We start from the raw sequence: 20,760 nt of genomic DNA on the forward strand, positions 1-20,760 counted from the left end.
CGACGTCAGTTCGCGGGCGGCTTCGGGGTGTCGATCAGCAGGTCGAAGCCCAGCCCGCTTGCGCCCTCGCCGCGGCCGACGCCGCGGGCGGCGCTCAGCCAGACGCAGACCCGGCCGCTCTGCCAGCGGGTGCGGTGGTAGGCGACGGCGAGGCGGGTGCCGGTCTGCGGGACTTCCTCCTGGTTGACGAAGTATCCGTGCGGGGGCGTCGCGTCCAGCCCTTCGCGCAGCAGCGAGGTCCTCGGCTGCACCGGCGGCAGCCCGTCGACCACGTTCGGCATCGCCGCGCGCTGCAGTTGGACGGTGCGGTTGTCGCCGGGGACGTGCACCGGGATGAACGGGATCCAGTTCTCGGGGACGGAGTTCATCGCCTCGTAGGCGATCGGCGCGAGCGGCGCGTCCGGCGGGACGGGCGGGTGCAGCCGCAGGTGCCGGGCCCGGATCTCGGCGGCGACCTCGCTGCCCCGGCGGCCCTCGCCGGTGGGGCGGGGGACGGTCAGTTCGATGCCCCAGACCAGGTCGGCGTTCTCGTCGCGGATCAGCGACACCTCCTCCAGCGCGGGGCCGTCGGCGACCTTCGGCACACTGGCGGGCAGGTACAGGCTGGTGTCCGCGGGGGTGTCGGGGCCGCTGTCGAGGGTGTCGAGGGTGTACATCGACCAGCGCTGCCAGTCCTGGTCCGGGCCGGCGCCCGCCGGGGTGATCCACAGCCGCTGCCCGAACACGTCGGTGACCGCGAGGCCCTGGATCGACGCCAGGGTGCCGACCGGCAGTTCGCACGGGAGTTGGTACCAGTCGTTGCTGTAGACCAGCGCGAACTCCAGGAAGATCAGCCGGGCCAGGTCTGTGCTGTCCGGCGACACGGCGGCGAAGTTGGTGCCGCCGTCCTCCACCGCCCACCAGCGCGGCAGCGGCATGCCCGCGTACCGCAGCTGCGCGGGGAACACCGTGCGGTTGATCGGCGGGAGCGGCGGCTCGGCGCCGCCGACGGGGTGGTCCAGGTCCACCGAGAAGGCGTGCCAGTCCAGTCGGCCGCCGGGGAACTCCTGTGCGGTGAGCACCTTCTCGGTGCCGTCCGGAGCGGTGCCGGCCACCGAGAAGCGGTGCTCCAGGCGGCGCGGGTCCCAGGTGGCGTCGGCTTCGGGCCGGTCGATCAGGTCGTCGAACCAGGCGACCAGGCGGGCGCCGAGGGCGTCCAGCGCCGGGTAGTGCAGGTGCAGGATGTCGTTGATGCCGTCGGAGGCGCGGCCGCCGTCCTTGAGGTGCCGGTACAGCAGGTAGCCGTCCATCCGGCGGCCGGCGACGGCCTGCAGGGTCGCCCAGGTCTCCGGGTCGGAGACCCGTGCGGCGTCCGCGTCGGTGGTCGGGTCGGGCAGCGCGATCGGGTACAGCCGGACGTACTGGCCGCGGAAGTCGAACGCGATGTTGGCGAGCACCGGGTCGCGGGCCAGCAGCTTGAGCCACCGCCGGCCGATCGCCAGCCGCAGGTCGAAGGCGACCGGGTCGCTCCCCGCCGTGAACGCGGGCGGCCGCCGCTCGGCCAGCGCCTCCAGTGGCCGGTCGTCCGGCAGCGGCTCGACGGCGCCGCCGGACGGACGGAACCGGCTGGGCCGGGTGCCGGCGATCGAGTACGTCGCGGTGACGGGCGAGCCGGCGTCGCCGGCGCGGAACTCGCCGAGCTGCCACTGCCGGGTCAACAGCCAGAGGGCGTCCCGTACTTCGGCCCGCAGGGCGCGCTGGAAGTCGGTGGTGCGGGGCCGGCCCTCCAGCCGGTTCCAGATGCCGACGGCCGGGTTCGACCGGCCGGCCAGCGCCTTGGGCAGGTCGGCGATGCGGGGCTCAGGCATGGGCGGCCTTCCAGCGCTGGTTGGCGATCGCCAGGTCGGTGGAGATCGTGATCGGCTGCCGGGTCGCGGACATCACGGTGGCGGGCAGCAGTTGGGCGTAGGCGGTGTTGTCGAGGTGCTCGGGTTCGACGCCGCGGGACTTCGCCAGGTCGAGGGTCTCGCCGATCGCGGCGACCAGGTCGTCGGTGTTCCAGGCGCCGGTGCGGACCGGCGGCACCACCAGCAGCATGGCCTGCGGCGGTTGGGAGTCCGGCCCGTCGTAGTGCAGGGCGATCCCGGTGGTCTCGCGCTCGGCGGGAATCACCTCCGTCCACTCGTCGAGCAGCAGGCCGACCCGGGTGGCGGTGGGGATCGGCGGGTCGGGCGCGTAGTGGGCGGTGAACAGCACCTTGTCCTCGGTGATGCTCGTACCGGGGGCGAACTCCATGGCCAGCCAGTGGTCGCCCGGCCGCAGCGGCAGCTGGATCGGCGTCAGCTGCGGTTCGGCGGACCCCAGCAGGCCGCCGAGGATGCCGCCGGGCCCGCGCAGCGCGTCGCTCAGCTCGACGACCAGCTCCCACAACCGGGGCTTCTCGCGGACCCGGGCGACGCCGTGCACCCAGTCGTCGATCGGGAAGTCCCGGCCGAACGGCGGCCGGGTGAGGTGCTGGACGAGTGCGCCGCTGCCCGCGAGGGCGTTCGCCCAGTCCGCGGCGAGCTGCGGATCGGGCGTGAACTCCGGTACGGCGAGGGCGTCCTGGCCGAGCAGCGCCTTGAGCGCGTCGAGCCCCGCCGCGACCCGGTCCGGCCCGGCGACCGCCGCGTCGTACACGGCGAGCGCCTGGTCCGCGCCGGCCAGCCGGGCGAGCACCTCGGTGTGCAGCGCGCCCGCGCGGTCCAGCAGGTCGCGGCAGAACAGCACCACCCGGTCCTGGAGCGGCTGGAGGCTGAGGTCGGTCGGGTCGAAGTCGGTCAGCGGGAGCTTGCCGGCCACCTCCGCCAGCAGCCCGCTGAGCGTGTTGCGGACGGTCCTGGCCTCCGCCCGCAGCGACTGCAGCTTGCCGGCGAAGGCCTGGCGGCGGCTCGCCACGATCGCCCGCAGCGCGGACGGCTGGGCGGGCAGCGGGGAGGTCGGCCTGGTGGCGATCAGCCGTTCCGCCTGCTGCAGCAGCCGGAACCGCTCGGCGGCGGAGGTCGCGACCGGCAGCGCGTCGTACGTGGCGAGCAGCACGTCGGCGTTGGCCAGCGCCCTGGTCATCCGGGCCGCCGCGTCGGCCACGGCGGCCAGCACGTCGGTGAACACGCCGCGCCGCCACATCGCGAGTTCGCCCCAGCCGCTGCGGACCATGCCGAAACCGCCGGCCCTGGTGACCAGTGCGGCGTACCCGGCGAGCAGGGTGTCGACGGCGGCGAGGATCTGCGCCCGCTGCGGCGGGGCGCCGGCCGGGAAGAGCGGCGCCAGTGTGCCGAGGTAGCTCTCGACGCTCGTGCGCAGCACGTCCAGCGAGGCCCGGACGGCGGCCGGCCGTTCCCGGGGCAGTGAGACGGCCCGGTCGGCGGCCCGGTCGGCGGGCACCGGGCCGGCGGCGGGCACCAGGTCGGTGGGCCGCAGCGGCCGGGCGGTGGTCAGCAGCGAGCGCAGCGCGGCGATCAGCGGGGAGAGTTCGAAGAAGGTGAGCTGCCCGGCCACCCGGTCCGTGTAGTGGATGGTCAGCTCGACGTCGGGCCGCGGGCTGTCGGTGGCGATCACCGCTCCGACGATCCGGTCGTCGAGGTCGGTCATGGTGCTCCCGCCCGCCGGGCGCACCGCCCACAGCAGGTCGATCGGCTGCAGGCCGAGGTCGAACTGGCTGACGACGCGGTGGCGGGCCAGCCCGGTGAGCGGGTCCGTCCAGGTGACGTTGGCGACGACGCCGGTGGCGGCCGGGAGGACGGTTGGCAGCCAGGCGTTGACGGCGGGTTCGGCCTGCGCGCGCGGGGTCTGGTGGGCGAGCGGCGGCGCGCCGTTGTCGGGTTTCAGGCCGGGTGTCAGCCGCAGGCCGAGCCGGTGCGTCAGGGTGGTGCCGCTGCGCGGGGTGCCGACCACGGCGGGTTCGGGCGGCAGGCCTTCCTTGGCGTACGCGTCGAGGGTCGCGGAGGCCCGCTCGGGGTTGCCGAGCAGCGCCTGGTGGGTGCTCTCGGCGACGGCGAGGTCGGCGAGCGCGTCGTGGACGTCGAGCAGGTTCTGCACGGCCCGGTCGACGACGGCCTGCTGGGTGGGGTCGACGGCGGGCAGGCCGTCCAGGCCGTACGGGTAGGTCTGCGGGACGTCGCCCCTGGTCAGGTGCCGGACCAGGGCGAGGCCGTCGACCACGTTGTGGGCCTCGACCTGATCGATCGTCAGCGGGTTCGCGGGCTCCGGCCGGTCGCCCTGGCCGGGGACGGTGTCGGCGATCCGGCTGGCCCGCAGCGGGAACTTCAGGCGCAGCGCGGCGATCAGGAAGTCGACCTCGGCCTGTTCGTGGCTGTCGTGCAGGTCGCGTTCCAGCCGGTGGCCGAGCAGTGCGCCGAGCGACTGCCCCTGGCGCATGCCGTCGAGCAGGCCGAGGGCGATCCGGACCCGCCCGGAGCTGAGGTCGACGGCGAACGACCCGGGGTTCCGCGGCGAGCCGTTGGCGAGGTAGCCGGCCCGCAGGACGGCCGCGGTGCGGGCCTGGCCGGGCGACGGGGCGTGCAGGTGGCCGCCGTTGAGCGTGTCGTGCATCAGCGGCTCGGCGCCCTGGAAGACCTGGGCGAGCGGCCCGGTCAGGGTGACTTCGCTGAGCGTGCCGGTGTCGCGGCGGCGGACGTCCTCCAGCCAGCCGTAGGCGCCCAGGTGCACGCCGCGGACGGCGGGGGCGGTGCCGTCGGGGCCGTAGCGCAGCTCGGCGAGGCGTTCGTTGGCCAGGCCGAGCCGCCAGGCGTCGAGCCGGTAGGTGGCGCAGTCCAGGTGTTCGGCGAGGACGCGTTCCAGTCGGGCGGTGGGCAGGTCGGCCAACAGGTCGAGGGCGTCGGCCTGTTCGGCGAGCCGGGCGGTGCCGGGGGCGGTGCCGAGGACCGTGGGGATGTGGTCGACGACCAGGCGGGTCGGGTCGCCGGTGATCTCCGGCGCGGGCGAGTAGAGCCGGCGGAAGCGGCTCTCGCTGGGCAGGGTCTGGCCCTGCGCCGGGATCCTGACGTGGATGAACGCCGGGTCGGCGGCGGCGCTCTCGGCGGGGCTCGCGATCCCGGCGGCGATGGCGAGTTCGGTGGCGGCGTCGGCCCAGCCGAGCAGCAGCGCGTGCCGGGCCAGCAGGTACAGCAGCGCGGACGGCAGGTCGTCCTCGGGGAAGCCGGCCTCGGTGCGGACGGTCTCCAGGTCGGTGCGGGCGTGCGAGGCCAGCCACTTCAGGTAGTTGGCGCCGTCGGCGGTGTACGGCCGGATCGGGGCGGTCTCGGAGAGCGGGCGGTCGTCGACGGACGGGGCGAGCAGCGGGTGCTGGGTGTCGACGAACAGCCGGCGGATCAGGTCCGGGTCCTGGGCGGCGCCGGTGTCGGGGTGGCCGAAGCGGGTCAGCAGGGCGCGGATCGGGCCGGGCTGGTTCAGCCGTTCCAGGCCGGGCAGCACGGTCGAGCCGAGCGCGCCGAGGTTCTCCCGGTTGAAGACGTCCTCGACACTCTGCGCGTACCGCTGGTAGTACTCGGCGGAGGTGGGGTGCACCGCGAGGATGTCCAGCAGGTGCTGGTGCGCGTCGGCGGCGGGCGCGCCGAGGTGGGCGACCTTCGCGGTGGCGGCCTGCCAGTCGGCGGCGGCGGCCTGCAGCACGGTGTACAGGCCGCGGCGGTGCGGCGCGACGGGGTCGGTGTCCGGCCAGGCGAGCCGGGAGAACGCGGTGGTCGGCAGGATCCCGTAGGGCTGGCGGCCGATCCGCACGGTCGGGACGGGGCCGCGGCCGGAGACGTGCCGCAGGTGGAACTCGCGGGTCTGCTCGACGACGGCCCGGGAGAACACCGGGTGCAGCGCGGTCTGCAGGTGGTAGCCCCAGGTGGCGGGCCACAGGGCGGTACCGGCGGCGCGGGCGTCGCGCTGGTCGGTGCCGTCGGCGCCCGGCATGCCGGCCAGGTCGGCGGGGTCGATGCCGAGCAGCTCGGCGAAGCTCTGCCCGTCGGTGCGGCCGGTCCAGTCCGTTCCGGCGACGGCGGCCCGCAGGCCGGCGGCGGAGCGCAGGCCCGCGTCGGCCTCCTGCGCGGGGTCGAGTCCGGCGGGCGCCTGGGTGCTGTTGTTGGTGGGGGTGCCCTGGGGCAGCAGGCCGAGCCCGGCGGGGCTGCGCAGTTGACGGGTCAGCAGGTCGGTCAGGTCGGCGGCGGACTGTGCCGGGGTGGACTGCCCGCGCAGGCCGAGCACCACCAACCGGTCGAGGCCGCCGGCCAGGTCGGCGGTCAGCGGGATCCGGAAGCCCATGCCGACGGTGACGGCCCGGTCGAAGTCGGTCAGCCAGCGCAGTTCGTCGGGGACGGTCAGCACGCCGGTACTCTCGTCGACCGTCATCGGGTCGCTGTTGCCCGGGTCGGGGCTGACCGGCAGCGTCGCGGGGACGGGGTTGCCGACGAGGTCGAGGACCTTGTTCCCGCCGGCCCAGCCCAGCAGCCGGAACGCGTCGGGCAGCAGGCCGGCCCGGGCGGCGACCGTCCAGGACTGCGGGGCGATGCCGCCGGCGGGCGGCCGGGGCACCACCAGGAAGGCCACCAGGACGGCGTCGCCGCTCTGCACCGGGGCGGCCTCGATGCCGGCGGGCCGGCGGGCGGTGATCGCGGCCGCCCTGGTCGCGCCGACGGCGGCCAGCAGCGCGCTGTCGGCCGCCCGGAGCTTCGCGCGGTCGCCGTGGGCGCGCCACACGGCCGTCCAGTGGTCGACGGTCGGCTGCCGGTCGGCGGCGGGCAGCGCGGTGTCGCTGAACACCACCAGCACGGTGGCGCCGGCCGGGACCGGCATCGGCCGGTCGCCCGGGTCGGCCGGCCGGATGCTGCGCAGCAGCCAGGTCGCCCGGCCGGCGGCGATCCGGCCGACCAGCTCCTGCCAGGCCGCCCGGTCGCCGACGGCGGAGCCGCCGGTGCGCCACAGCGCCGTGAAGTAGGCGTCGAGCGCGCCGAGTTCGGCCTCGGTGGGCCGGGGCTCGAAACTGTCCACCGACCACTCGTCGGGAAAGACCCGGACCAGCAGTTCGGTCGCCGTGAACCGGGTCTCGACCCGGACCGGCCCCAGCAGGACCGGGAAGTCGTCGCTCAGGGCGTTGTCGGCCATACCGGGAGCATCTCCTGTGCGTGGACGGCGACCATGACCGGCGCCTGGAAGAGGATGTACGCGATGTCGGCGGAGCTCAGGCGCGAGTACCAGAGCGGCAGCGCCTCGTCCTCGGCGTGCTGCTGCTGCGTCTGCGGGTCGTCCTCGGTGCTGTCCAGCGGCACCAGCGGGACGTGGGTGGCGTCGGTGAACTCGACGAAGCCGAGGTGGTCCGGGTCGACGTGCTGCCAGGTGAGGTCGTTCCACACCTCGACCGGCGGCAGCGGGCCGGGCTGCGGTTCGTCGACGCCGAACCGGGGCTCGCCGGGGCGCTCCTTCAGGACGAAGAACCAGCCGGGGTCGCCGGGCGGATTGCCGCGGGCCTCGGCGGCGTCCAGGTCGAAGCCCAGCAGGTAGACGTCGGGTTCGACCTTGGCCTCGTACAGCGGCATCCGGACCAGGTCGGGCGTCGGGTGGTCCTCGTCGGGCAGCGGCGCGGGGATGCGCTCCCCGGTGGTGACCGGGTTGCCGTTCGCGTCCAGCGGCCAGGCCGCGCGCTGCGCGTACACGGCGGTGTTCGGGTACTTCTTCAGCAGCTCGCCGCGGACGACCAGCACCAGGTCGTCCTTCTGCGTGGTGCCCGGCTGCTGCCGGTTGTCGTTCTCGCCGAGCAGCGCGGCGGGCCCCCAGCGGTGGATCGGCCTGATGTCGTACAGCCGTTCGCGGCGCTGCTCGGGGGTCTCGCCGGGCACCGGGAGGCCGGCCCGCGGGTCCCAGAACTGGCGGAACGGGGTGCCGCGCTGGTCCGTCGGGTACTCCCGCCAGAGCATCTCCCGGGCCATCTCGTGGTTCAGGCCGACCAGGAAGGACTCGATGAAGCGCCGGTTGTTGGCCAGCAGGGTGATCGAATTCGTTGGCACGAGGCCCAGGTTGGGCGCGAAGACCTCCGCCGACAGGTCGATCAGCGACTGGTACATCGGCAGGTCGATCACCGGGTAGGCCATCGCCTCGGTGAAGCTCTCCGCGAACGGGCGCAGCCGGTCCGGCACGTCGACCGAACCGAGCAGGCACCGCGGGACGGTGGTGTCCGGGCGCAGCCCCTGCAACACCGCGTCCGTCGTCGCGGCCACGCCCAGCCGCTCGCGGGCGGGGGCCTGCCCGACGGCGGCGGCCGCGTCCCAGCCTCCGTAGAGCTCGCGCAGCGCCGCCTTGTACCGCTGGGCCTCCGGGCTGTCGACGTCGCCGCCGGTGGTCGGCGGGACGGGGTCGCCGATGTCCTTGAGGACGAAGTCCGCGCTGTGCGGCAGCGCGTCGACCGGGTCGGCCGCCGCTCGCAGGCCCACCCCGGGGTGCAGTTCGTGGTCGAGCTGGTCCGGGGTCACCAGGGCGGCCGGTTTGACCTTCGGCGCGGCCGCCGTGACGGCCCCGGCCTCGGCGTCCATCCGCGGCACCAGCGCCTCGGCGGGCTGGTCCGGCGGGAAGGTCAGCGAACGCATCAGCCGGGCGCCGGGGCGGACCAGGCGGCGCATCGTGGCGGACAGCGGCGCCGCCGCGACCTGACTGGCCGCCACCTGGAAGCCCACCGCCAGCTGCTCCGCGGGGGTGTCCGCCGCGGCGGACCGGGCGGCCGGCCCGGCCGCGGCCGAGGTGACCCGGGGGTGCGCGGGCGCCGTCAGCGTCAGGTACTTGCCGGTGGGCGGCGGCGGCGCCGCCCCCGCCGGGGCGGCCGGCGGCGACAGGTGCTTGACCTGGAGGCGGTGCCCGACCTCACGGGCCAACTGGGCGGCGCGGATCTTCGCGTTGGCCTGCAGGACGTCGCCGAGCTGCGCCCACGCGGCGTCCATGAACTCGTCCTGCCGGGCCTGCACGACCCGGGTGCCGAAGTTCGCGGCGACCCGGTGGCGCGGGTCCAGGTTCAGCCGGTGCACCCAGTTGCGGTTGGCGGGCGAGGGCAGCGGCTGCCCGGCGTCGTCGATCAGCAGGTGCGCGGTGAGGGCGTGCCAACGGCCGTACAGCGGCGGGGTGATGACCGGGTCGACGCCGGCCGACAGGGACTGCGCCTGGGCGGCGGGCAGGGCGGCGTGCGCGGCCGCCGGGGTGGTGCTCCGGTACGCCTCGGCGAGGTTGACCAGGTCGGCCATCGCCTGTTCGAAGGGGTGCGGGTAGGGCGCGGCGGGCGGTGGCCGGTCGTACCAGTTGTCCCAGTTCTCCCAGGCGTCGATCGGCTGGTCGGGCAGCTGGAGCGCGCCGCCGAGCTTCAGCACCCCGCCGATCGCCGCCGGGGTGGTGATCGGCGGCAGGCCGGGCCCCGCCGAACGGTGCACGTCCAGGTCCCGCCGGCCGACCTGCGGGTCCGGGCGGCGCGGCTGCAGCAGCCGGACCAGGTACTCGAAGTCGCCGGTGGCACCGGTGGTGAACGCCCAGCGCTGGTAGTAGGGCAGTTGGCCCACGCCCTTGCGGTCCGGGTAGGCCGGGCCCCAGCTGGAGTACAGCGCGCCCGGCGACAGCGCCGGGTCGAAGCCCAGCCCGGCGAGCCGCCCGGTCTCGAACGCCGGTACCAGGAAAGCCTCGTACGCCCGGTCCTGCTGGAGGTGCCGCGGGCACACCAGCCGGGAGCAGGCCCGGTCCGGGTCGGTCCGCAGCACCTCGGCGAGCGCCCCCAGCACCGGGTCGCCGGCCCCGCCGAGCTCCCTGGCCACCGCGTCGTCCAGCGACCCGTTGACGTGGACGTGCGCCCACGCGCCGAGCTGCTCGGCCGGCGGCAGGGCGTTCGGGTCCGTGACGGTGACGAACGGCAGCGGCGTGCCGCCGGTGCCCTCCGCGAACTCGGCGGGCGCACCCGACGGGTCGCTCCGGGCGGCCAGCACCACCAGCGCCAGCCAGGGCGCGAGGCGGTCGGTGGAGCCGTCGGGCACCGCCGGGCTGTACCGCCAGGGGAAGTCCTCGTCGTAGAACTCGATGTGCGCCAGGTAGTTGGGCTCGATGTTGGTGGTGCCCGGCAGCGGCTCCCGCCGGGAGATCGCCCGCGCCTCGACGCCGACGACGTCGCCCGGCCCGTACAACTGCACTGCCCGCTCGACGGGTTGGCTCAGCGGCGTGCCGTCCAGCGCCTCGCCGCTCAGCAGCAGCTTGACGGGGACGGTGGCGCGGGCCGACGTCCCCGGGTCCTGGGTGATCCGGGTGGACAGGCCGGAGCGCAGCCAGGGCAGGAACGAGTAGCCGTTCGCGGTCATGCGCCGCTCCCGTCGAACAGCTCGGCGGCGGCGGTGAGTTCGGTGACGGCCGGGTCGGCGGCCGCCAGGCCCGTGCGGGCCGCGCCGCCGGCCGCGAGCACCCGGCCGTCGGACAGCACCGCGGCGGCGAAACCCCACCGGCCGGTGAGCAGACCCGGCCGGGCGGTCCAGGTGTCGGCGGCCGCGTCGTACTGGACGACGCTCCGGTAGCCGGCCTCGTCGGCGTCGCTGCCGGTGCCGCCGACCACCAGCACCGCGCCCGGGCCGAGCGCGACCGCCCGGTGGCGGGCGCGTCCGGCGGGCATGTCCTCGGCGGCCGTCCAGACGCCGGTGGCCAGGTCGTACTTCTCCGCCGTCCGCCGGCTGAACGGGTCGAAGGTGCCGTCGTCACCCGCTCCCGGGGCGCGGCCGCCGGTCACCAGCACCGTGGTGTCCGACAGCGCCGTCGCCTGGTGCAGGGCGCGCGGGCGCAGCAGACTGCCGGTCGGACTCCAACTGTCCGTCGCCGGGTCGTACACCTCGCAGAACGCCAGCGCCGGTTCCTGGTCCGTCGCGACGGACGCGGTGCCGCCGACCACCAGCACCTTGCCGTTCAACGCCACCGCGACGTGCCCGGACCGCGCGTCCGTCAGATCCGCCGCCTTGGCCCACCCACCCGTCGCCGGGTCGAACAACTCGGCCGACCGCAGCGCCCGGACGGTGGTCCCGGCCCGGACGGCGCTGCCACCGGCCACCAGCACCTTGCCGCTCGGCAACAGCACGGCGCTGTGCCCCCACCGGGCCTGACTCATCGTCCCCACCGGGGTCCAGGTGTCCGCCGCCGGATCGTAGACCTCCGCCGAGGCCAGACCCGGCGCGGTGGAACCCCCGATCCCGCCGGCCACCAGCACCTTGCCGTCGGCCATCGCCGTCACCGAGTGCAACCGCCGCGGCGACGGCTGGGTGGCCGTCCCCGCCCAGGTGTCGGCCGTCGGATCGTAGACGGCGGCCCGCCCGACGGCGGCCCCGGTCGCATCGACCCCGCCGACGACCAGCACCTTCCCGGTGCCCTTGAGCACGACCGGCCCGTCGTGCTGCCCGAACCAGGCCGTGGCCGCGGCCAGATCGTGGGCGGCGGTCCACTTCGCCGCGGCCGCCACAGTGGGACTGCTCATGAATCGAACCTTCCGTCGTCGGGGGAGGCGGGTCTCGGAGGGCACCGAGCGGGTCGGCGGCCACCGCGCTGCGGAGGCCGGGACGGTGGAACCGGTTCGTCGCACCGGACTTCCCGTCACCACCGCTCGCGGGCCGGCCCGGCCGACCGCCGCGGGCCGCACAGCGGTGGCGCCGAACCGGCCGACGACCGCCGCGTTCCGAGGCCAGGGCCCGGGCGGCACCGGTCGTCGGGGCCCGGGCGACGTGGCCGGGCGCGCGCGGCCGTGAAGCCGACCACGATCGCGAAACCACCGCCGCAGCAACCCGCCCCACTGCGAAGCCCCGGGACGCAGCACCGGTCCGTCCGTCGCGCCGGCCGTCATCATCAGTCGCCCGCCCCGGCGGTGACGGCCGGTCCGGCCGGTCCGGGCCCACCGGCCCTCGGGGCGGCAGGGCCGAACCCACCGGCGACCGCCGCGCTGTGCGGGCCCGGGCCGAGGGGCCGCCGGTCGCCGGAGACGGCGAAGGCGCGGCGCCCTCCGGTGCGACCGGCCCCGCGCCGGCCGAGGCCACCGATCTCCCCGTCGTCCCGGGCCGCGCGCACCGGTGGTGACGGCCCGTCCGCGCGGGTGCACCCGCCCCGCACCGGCCCCCGGAACCTGCCATGGTCTCGACCCCCTCCCCCGTCACGGCACGTACGCCTCGTCGGCGGCCGCCAGCTCGACGGGGTCGGGCCCCGGGGCGGCCGGGCCGGAGCGGGTGGTGCCGCCGGTGGCCAGGACACGGCCGTCGGCGAGTTCGACGGCGGCGAAGTCGGTGCGACCGGTGGCGAGGGGTCCGGTCGTGGTCCAGGTGGTGAGGGTGGGGTCGAGGAGGGCGGTGTGGCGGAAGCCGGTGTCGAGGGACGGTGTGCCGGTGCCGCCGATGAGCAGGACCTGGCCGGAGCGCAGGGCGAGGCAGTGGTGGCCGCGCCGGCCGCCGCCGGGGAGCGGGCCGAGGGCGGTCCAGGCGCCGGTGGCCCGGTCCCAGACCTCGGCGGTGGCGAGGCTGCGCGGGTCGTAGGGGCCCGGACCGGGCACCGGATCGCCACCGGTGACCAGGACCCGGCCGTCGGACAGCAGGGTGGCCCGGTGGCCCTTGCGGGCGGTGAGCAGGCTGCCGGTCGGGGTCCAGGTCCTGGCGACCGGGTCGTACAGCTCGCAGTACGTCGTCGCGGCGTCCGGTCCGCCGGTGGGCAGGGCCCCGCCGACCACCAGGACGCGGCCGTCGGTGAGCAGGACGGCCCGGTGGCCGGTGCGGGCATCGGTCATGGCCGGGCCGGTGGCGGACCAGGCGCCCGTGGTCGGGTCCAGCAGTTCGACGGTGCCGAGTGCCCGGCCGTCGGCGTCGGTGCCGCCGGCGACCAGGAGCCGGCCGTCGGGCAGGGCGGTGGCGGTGTGTCCGTGGCGGGCGGTGGTGAGGGCCCCGGCGGACGACCAGGTGCCGGGGGCGGGGTCGTAGATCTCGGTCGTGCCGAGCGTCCCGCCGTCGGCGCCGCGGCCGCCCGCGAGCACCACCCGGCCGTCGCCGAGCCTGGTGGTGCTGTGGCGGCGGCGGGCCGTGGCGGGCGACGGGACGGCCGTCCAGGCTGCGGCGACGGGGTCGAACAGGGCGGCGGCGGCCAGGGCCGTGCCGGTGGCGTCGGCGCCGCCGGCGATCAGCACCTTGCCGTTGGCCAGCCGGACCGCCTCGATGTCGCGGGCGGGCGTCGGGAGGCTGCCGACGGAGGCCCAGCCGCCCGGCGTGGCGGGCGAGCCGACCGCTTCCTCCTCCGGGATGACGTGCAACTGGCCTGCCAGGGCCCCGTCCTGGGCGATCCAGTCGGCGAGGGCGTCCTCGGCGGTGGCCCGGCTGCGGAAGGTCGCCGCGGCGAGGCCGCCGGCCGGCGGGTGCGCCTGGACGTTGTTGCGGATGTTCGCGACGACGAAGCGCCGGTCGGTGAGCTGTACCGTCTGGTCGACCGGGAACGGCCGGCGCAGCTGGGTCTCGCGCTGCGAGATCAGCGAGCGGCTGGTGCTGCTGCCCTGCAGCAGCTGGTTGAACACGGCGGGGCTGACGTCGTGGAAGCGCTTCGGCGCGTCGACGGCGGAGCGGGCCGCCATCGGGACCACCCGGCGGGCGGCGGCGGCCGTCGCGGGCACCCCGCTGTCGATGACGTGCAGTTCGTAGCGGGCGCTGCGGCGGACCACCCGCGGGGAGAGCAGGGTGCCGGCGGCCGCGGTGAGTTCCAGTCCGGAGTCCTGGTTCTCGTACGGCGGGCGGGAGAGCTTGGCGGCGTCGTCCATGTCCTGGAACTGCGCCATGGCGAACTTCTCGCCGGTGACGGAGACCCGGGCCAGGCCGCTGTCCGGCGCGGGCGTGATGCCGAACCGCCGTCCGTCGCTCGGCCGTTGGGCGCCGATCCGGTCGAGTCGGACGTCCAGCGGGACGGCGCGCTGGCGGACGAACAGGGTGCCGAGCGGGTGCAGCACCAGCTGGTCGGTGTCGGGCAGGTGCCGCAGGGTGACGAGCGGGTTGACGCCGCCCGCGGGCAGCTGGGTCTGCCAGCTCTCGATCTTGTCGAACTCGCCTGCCAGCAGCGGGAGTACGGCGACCGGGGGCAGTGTGGTGTTGTGTTCCTCGCCCCAGGTGATGTCGAAGTCGGCGGAGATCTCGAAGAACAGCAGCGAGATGGAGCCGCGGCCGTGCGCCCGCCAGGGGGCGGGGCCTTCCAGGGCGAAGTTCAGGTCGATGCCGAAGACGCCGACGCCGAAGGCCTTCAGGGTGACCCCGGCGGAGATCGCGATGGTGAAGGCGAACGGCGAGAACCGGAACAGGGCGTCGAAGGAGAGGTGGCCCTCGACGCCGAATCCGCCGAATCCCAGCCGGAGTTCGGCGGCCGCGCCGAACTGCACGGTGTTGCTGGTGACGGCGAAGTAGCCGGAGACCCGGATGAGTTGGCCGGGCCGGTTGAGGATGTCCACGGTGAGCCGGGCGGGCACCGGGAAGGGCAGCGGCGGCGGCTTGAAGGACGGGTGGAAGCCGCCGACGGTGAGCACGAAGTCCGGTGCGTCGCCCCAGGCGACGAGCAGGCCCATCCCGCCGTCGATGGTCATCGTCAGGACGTGCGAGTCGAACAGCGTGGCGAAGAACCACAGCCTCGACCTGTCGACCTCCAGCGCGCCCACGAAGGCGACCTGCAGGGCCAGCAGCGGCAGGTCCGCGCTGGGCAGCAGGCACTGGAGCACGCCGAGCACGGCGATGTCGCCGGGCGGGATCTCGATGACGACGCCGAGCGAGACGCTGACCAGGGTGGGCGTCCCCCAGCCGATCCTCGCCATCGGCCCGATCAGGAACCGGCCCTGCTCGGGCGGAAAGTAGCGGGCCAGGTCGGAGAGGATCCGCGGGGCGTTGGCGATGACGTCCTTGGGGAACATCACCGACTGGACGGCGCCCGTCCGCACGCCCTCCACCAGGGCCTGCAGGTTCATCGAGCGGTTCAGCCCGATCAGGCCGCCGACGGCCAACAGGGTGAATCCGTAGCCGAGTTGGATTCCGGTGGCGCCGAAGTCGGTGGTGATGACGACGAGCAGCGAGAAGCCGTCGGTTCCGTCGGGCATCCGGGTGCTGATCAGGCCGACCGCCTTGAGCTCGACCAGTCCGGCGAACTCCAGGTCGAGGGCGCCCGCGTACTCGCCGCGGTCCGGGTCGAAGGACAGGAACCCGCCGCCCTTGACCGCCCCGGCGTCCACCGAGAGGCCCACGCCCTTGGGGGGTCGGAAGCCGAAGGAGAGGTCGACCGGGCCGAGGTTGCCGCTGCCGTCGGAGCGGAACGCCAGCTCGGCGTTGAGCCCGACCTGCTCCACCACGGCCGTGATCGGGCCGAGTTGGGCACGGAAGGAGACGCCGAGGCCGATCGGCAGCCCGTTCGCATCGGGCGAGGCGGAGATGGTCAGGCCCTGGATCTCCAGGGGGCCGAGCTCCAGGTGCGCGGGGAGCTGGATCTCCAGGTTGGAGGTGCCGCGGAAGTAGAAGCCCTGCCGGTAGGAGAGGCCGACGGTGAGATCGGCGCCGAGGGTGAACCCGTCGGCGGGCAGCACGGCGCTGACGAAGCCGTCCGCGCCGGCCGGGGAGAGGACGAACTCCAGCCCCTCCAGGCCGAATTCGGCGAAGAAGTCGACGGCGTCCCGGACCAGCCGGACCCCGCCGGCGCCGGAGATCCGGCGCACCTGGAGCCGGGTGCCGTCGGCCTCGCCGAACAGCACCCGCGGCTGGTCGGCCGGCCCGAAGCGCTCCACCTGGACGTCGATCGAGCCCTTGGCGTGGACCGGCGCGGAGGACGACTCGAACCCGAGGACCATGTCGACGCCCCGGCCAGGGCGCACCAGCAGCGCGACGCCGCCCTGAAGGTCCAGGTCGCCGCGGATGGTGACGGCGATGTCTGGCCCGAGCTCGAACCGGAAGCCCTGGCGGCCGGTGAACGAGGGCAGCAGGGCGAGCCCCGGCGGGCCTCCGTCGGCGGTGGCGGGCAGCGGCAGCAGCCGGATCGCGGCGGCCATCTCGGCGGAGGGCTGGACGCGTTGGAACAGCACGGCGGCGAGCGTCCGCGGTCGCGGCCCGAGCGGGTCGGGCGTGGCGCCCTGGACGGCCAGCGCGGTGGTCGGCGCGAGCCGCTCGATGTCGACGTTGGCGCCGATGCTGCGCAGCAGGTTGTCGAGCTGGGAGAGCAGCGCGGGCTGGTCGAAGGCGTCGGTGCCCCAGCCGAAGGCGTCCTTCAGCACCTGCGCCGGGTCGGCGAGCGTCCGGGGCAGGTCGCCGAGGTCGAGCGCGAGGTGCACGTACGGCGGGCGGTTCCCGGTGGGCGGGGCGTACCCGGCCTTCACCACGCCGAGGCTGCGCAGCACGAAGCCGAGGTTGGGGTGGTAGCGCTGCAGGTAGGTGATGACCAGGTGGTCGAGGAGCTGGCCCGGGAAGAGGGTGAGGAAGCCGTCCGCGCGCAGCGTGTCGGGGATGGACGCGGGCGGTGCGGAGGCGATCGCCTGGATGCCCTTGACGAGTGCCTGGACGGCGCCGAGGGCCCGTTTCACGTCGTCCGGGGAGAAGGAGACCGCGGCGGAGGCCCCGCCGTCGCCGACCGTGCCGTCGACGTTCAGCCCGCCGTCGCCGAGCAGGGTGTGCAGGCTGTCGTAGAGCGTCTCCACGGCACCCCGGAGGTCGACGAACGGCTGCGGGATCGTCGTCGCCGTCCAGCCGAGGCGGCGCAGCAGCGCGCTGAACGCGGCGGGGGTGGCGAGTCCGTCGCGCAGCGGCAGCAGGGCCTGGCCGATCTCGGCGAGGATCCGTTCGAAGGTGCCCGGCTCACTCATGCTTCTTCTTCTCCGCCTTGGACTCCGGGTAGAACTTCCGGTCGAGGAGCGCGTGGAAGGTGGGGTCGACCCGGTTGACGATCAGCCAGGCGCAGACGTGGCAGAAGTCCGTCTCCATCCGCATCTTGCAGCGGCCGGTGGGCCGGTAGTGGGCGCCGGCGAAGGTGTCGGCGCCTTCGTAGATCCCGATGGTGCGGGCGGACTTGCAGGGCGGGCTGAAGTCCGGGATGTCGACCGGGTTGTCCTCCTTGGGGTTGGTGTCGTTGTGGTTGGTGTCCTGGTTGAGCGGGTTGTGGTTGGCCCGGAGGAAGGCGAGCACCTCCGGTTCGACCACCATGAGCGGCTGGTGCTGCTTGTCCTTCAGCGGGACGAAGACGATCGAGCCCTTCTGGAAGGTGGGGAAGGCGGTGGTCCCGGCCTTGGTGAGGACGATCGCGCCTTCTCCCGGCAGCACCTGGGCGACGCTCAGCCCTTCCAGGTAGTGGGCGGGGGTGCTGTCCAGTGGGAGCTGCTGGCCGCCCGGCGCGATGCCGAAGTTGCGCAGCCGCACCTCGGCGGCGAGTTTCTGGACCTGCTGCCACTCCGCGGTGTTCCGGGTGCCGATGGTGAGTTTGAGGCCGGCGGCCGGGCTGGTGACGGGCACCGAGTCGGCGAGCAGGGCGGCGGCGGTGCTGATCCGGGGCAGTTGGAACCACTTGACCTTGCCGGGGTCGATGTGGCGGTCGTCGGGGGCCGGGCCGACCCGCAGGAAGCCGAGCCTCGACACGTTGTCCCCGAGCAGGTCGGCGGGCTGCTCCTCGTCGGGCCCGCCGTCGCCGCGGAACTCCTCGTACTCGTCGAGCAGGTTGAAGCTGTGGCCGAACTCGTGGGAGATCGTGTCGATGACCTCGTCGAAGTTCACCTCGGTGTCGGCCGGCGGGTCGCGGCGCAGTTCCCGCTTGTCGGTGGCGTTGGCGTAGACGTAGGCGACGCCCTGCACGGTGTTGACGGTCTGGGCGGTCACCGTCCGGACGTTGAAGTTGGTGCCGCCGTCCAGGCCGTCGTTGGCGATCAGGGCGATCAGGCCCCGGCTGGGCTGGAACTTCTGGTCGTCGGGCTGCCACACGGCGCCGACGGCGGCCGGCGAGCCGGTGACCTTCAGGCTGCCGACGTACCGCATCAGCGTGGTGGCGGGGTTGAGCTCCGTGGGGTCCATGTACAGCTCGGGCGGGTGCCGGCGCGGGTCGAGGACGAGGTTCCGGGTCGACCTGGTCCGGTAGAACTCGTACAGCCGGGCGACGAAGGCCTTGACGCCCGGGTCGCCCACGGTGTCGGCGGCGGGTCTGGCCACCGGGCCGTTGCCGGAGAACCGGTCGGCGAGCCGCTGGCCCAGGCGGAGGCCGAAGAAGGTGTCGCGGGCGTGCAGGATCCCGACCGACTGGTGCTGCTTCCAGGCGTTGACCAGATCGTCGTTGATCCTGGTCGGGTCGATGTCGAGGTCCTGGGCCTGCCAGGTCGCCACCAGGTTGGTGCGCTGGTCGCCGCGCATCGGCAGCCCGACCAGCCGGACCAGTTCCTCCAGCGTGTAGAGCGGGCCCCCGCCGATCCGGTTGGACGGGATCGGGAAGCCGGTGCCCTTCGCCTGGCCCGCCTCGATCCGCTCCTCGCCGGCCGCGACCCGGTAGCCGCAGGTGACGGTGTGCTGCTGGGAGGCGGTGAAGGACTTGAAGGCGTTGAAGCCTCCGCGCAGCATGCCGTACGGCTCGTGCGCGGGCTTCTCGAACATCTCGTGAATGGCCCGGGCGACCAGCGCGTCGAACTTCGCCCGGTCCTGGTCGCGGAAGCCCTCGGCGAGGAACAGCACGTTGTGCTTGTCGGTCACGGTCGCCGGGTCGCCGCCGCCGAGCTCGAAGGTCAGCGCGTGCTGGGCGGCGTAGTCGACCACCCACACGTTCAGCAGCTGCGCGCCGCCGAGGCCGGGGAACAGTCCGGACAGCACCCACGGGGTGCCGGGCTGGGTGGGCAGCACGCCGCGCAGGCGGCCGGTCGGCGACACGGCGAGCTGCCGGGCGTCGGCGGGCACCAGCTGGACGTACCCGTGGCCGGTGATGTCGCCGATCAGGTCCGTCCCGGCGCCGGCGTCGTCGCTGAACTTCGCGTACAGCGACGGCTGGGCGTGCGCGACGGTGGTGTCGAGCGCGGTGGTGATCGAGTCGTTGCCGAACCACCAGCCGACCACCGACCGGTGCACCTGGAGCCGGCCGACCAGGTACTGCGTCCCGACGTGCGCCTGGAAGAGGAAGACCCCCGGCGTGGTGGCCGTGATCCGCCCGGTCGTGCTGTCGTACGTCGGCAGGCCGTCGAAGCGGTGGCCCTTGTCGTTGAACGGGGCGAAGAATTCGAACACGCACTGGCCCGGCGGGACGGGGGTGACGGTGTATCCGTTCGCCATGGGCACCGCCACCTCGCGGGTGGCCAGCGTGACGGTGAGCGGCGGCGTCCCGGTCAGCGCGAGGTGCAGGTCGGAGTGCGGGAACAGCAGCAAGTCGGGGGTGGGGACGGCCACGGAGGACCTCCTGTCGAATCCTCCGCCACCATACTGACCGGCTCGGCGAATCCGCCGGAAACGCCGCGTAAATTCCACTAACGAGTGTTCGTGCCCGACCGTTCGTCAGACAACCTGCCGCAGAACGTAGTTGGGAAAATCACCAGAGCACCCGCAGGGTGCGCGGGCTGCGGGTGGTGGCGCCCAGTCGCCAGTCGACGGGGGCGGACGGGTCGGCGAGGCGCAGGGCGGGCAGGCGGGTGGCGAGACCCCGCAGGGCGACCTCGATCTGGGTGCGGGCCAGCCAGGTGCCCAGGCAGTAGTGCGGGCCGGCGCCGAAGGCCAGGGTGGGGGACGGGAGGGGGGCGAACAGGTCGCCGGTCAGGCCGTCCGGGAAGACCGCCGGGTCCCGGTTGGCGCTGCCGAGGCAGACGGCGACGGTCGAGCCGGCCGGGACGGGCACGCCGGCGATCTCCGCGGCCGCCACGGCCTGCCGGGTGGTGAACTCGTCGTCGCCCAGCTGGATGTGGTGCAGCAGCCACTCGGTGGCCTGCCGCGCCTGCTCCTCCCCCGCGAGCCGGGGCCAGCTCCCGGGCCGTTCGCCGAGCAGGTACAGCAGGGAGTTGGCGAGCACGGCCGCGACGCTGTCGCTGCCGCTGGCCGCCAGTCCGCCGACCAGGAAGGTCAGCTGCTCCTCGGGGATGCCGCCGGCCGCGTCGGCGGCCTGCACCAGGCGGCTGACCACGTCCTCGCCCGGCCGGCGGCGGCGCTCGGCCAGCAGCCCGGCCGCGAACTCGGCGAACTCCCGCCGGTCGGCGACCACTTGGCCGTCCGAGCCGGAGCCGTCGGCGGTCAGGCAGGCGGCCCACCGCCGCAGCTGCCGGTGGTCCAGGCCGTCCAGGCCCATCAGGCGCTCCGCCACGGCGAACGGCAGCACGCCGGTGAGCTCGGCGACCGCGTCGACCGGCGGCGCGGCCGCCGCCAGCTCGTCCAGCAGCCGCCCGGCCACCGTCTCCACCCAGGGCCGCCAGCGGGCCACGGCCCGGGGCGTGAACGCACCCTGCACGGTGTGCCGCAGCCGCTGGTGGTCGGATCCGTTCTGGTTGTAGAGCGACGCCGGGTCGGCGGAGACAGGCGCGGCGGCGGGGTCGGGCGCACCGTCCTCGGCACGGACGAACCGCGGATCGGTCAGCACCTGTCGCACGTCGTGGTACCTGGTCACCACCCAGGCGGAGGTGCCGTCCCGCAGGGTGCACCAGTGCGGCGGCGCGGCGGCGGGCAGGTCCAGGGCGTGCAGCGGCGGCAGCGGGGCGGGCATGGCACCTCCACGTGGGCGGCGGGCTCCGGCGCCCGGAACGGGGCAGGAATTCCCGATTACGCT

The 20,760-nt window shown here is 74.7% G+C and carries 7 protein-coding genes; all 7 read right to left on the reverse strand.

From position 1 onward, the window contains the following. Positions 1 to 5 precede the first annotated feature (5 nt). Positions 6 to 1,847, reverse strand: a complete 1,842-nt coding sequence (locus ACI1MP_RS08630; protein ID WP_404868244.1) for a hypothetical protein — start codon at positions 1,845 to 1,847, stop codon at positions 6 to 8. Further along, positions 1,840 to 7,125: a hypothetical protein gene (locus ACI1MP_RS08635; protein WP_404868245.1), complete on the reverse strand. Its 5,286-nt coding sequence runs from the start codon at positions 7,123 to 7,125 to the stop codon at positions 1,840 to 1,842. The genes ACI1MP_RS08630 and ACI1MP_RS08635 overlap by 8 nt, the downstream gene beginning before the upstream one ends. Further along, positions 7,107 to 10,337, reverse strand: a complete 3,231-nt coding sequence (locus ACI1MP_RS08640; protein ID WP_404868246.1) for a hypothetical protein — start codon at positions 10,335 to 10,337, stop codon at positions 7,107 to 7,109. Before ACI1MP_RS08640 ends, ACI1MP_RS08635 begins: the two co-directional genes overlap by 19 nt. After that, a complete protein-coding gene (locus ACI1MP_RS08645) occupies positions 10,334 to 11,491 on the reverse strand; it encodes a Kelch repeat-containing protein (protein ID WP_404868247.1) in 1,158 nt (385 codons plus the stop codon). Before ACI1MP_RS08645 ends, ACI1MP_RS08640 begins: the two co-directional genes overlap by 4 nt. A 666-nt stretch (positions 11,492 to 12,157) precedes the next feature. Next, positions 12,158 to 16,855 (reverse strand): DUF6603 domain-containing protein, encoded by a 4,698-nt coding sequence (locus ACI1MP_RS08650; protein ID WP_404868248.1) that lies wholly within the window; start codon positions 16,853 to 16,855, stop codon positions 12,158 to 12,160. Beyond that, positions 16,848 to 19,400 (reverse strand): hypothetical protein, encoded by a 2,553-nt coding sequence (locus ACI1MP_RS08655; RefSeq protein ID WP_404868249.1) that lies wholly within the window; start codon positions 19,398 to 19,400, stop codon positions 16,848 to 16,850. The genes ACI1MP_RS08650 and ACI1MP_RS08655 overlap by 8 nt, the downstream gene beginning before the upstream one ends. A gap of 139 nt (positions 19,401 to 19,539) precedes the next feature. Then, a complete protein-coding gene (locus ACI1MP_RS08660) occupies positions 19,540 to 20,697 on the reverse strand; it encodes a cytochrome P450 (RefSeq protein ID WP_380336191.1) in 1,158 nt (385 codons plus the stop codon). Positions 20,698 to 20,760: the final 63 nt, after the last annotated feature.

Source organism: Kitasatospora griseola, assembly GCF_044999035.1.
Lineage (GTDB): Bacteria > Actinomycetota > Actinomycetes > Streptomycetales > Streptomycetaceae > Kitasatospora > Kitasatospora griseola.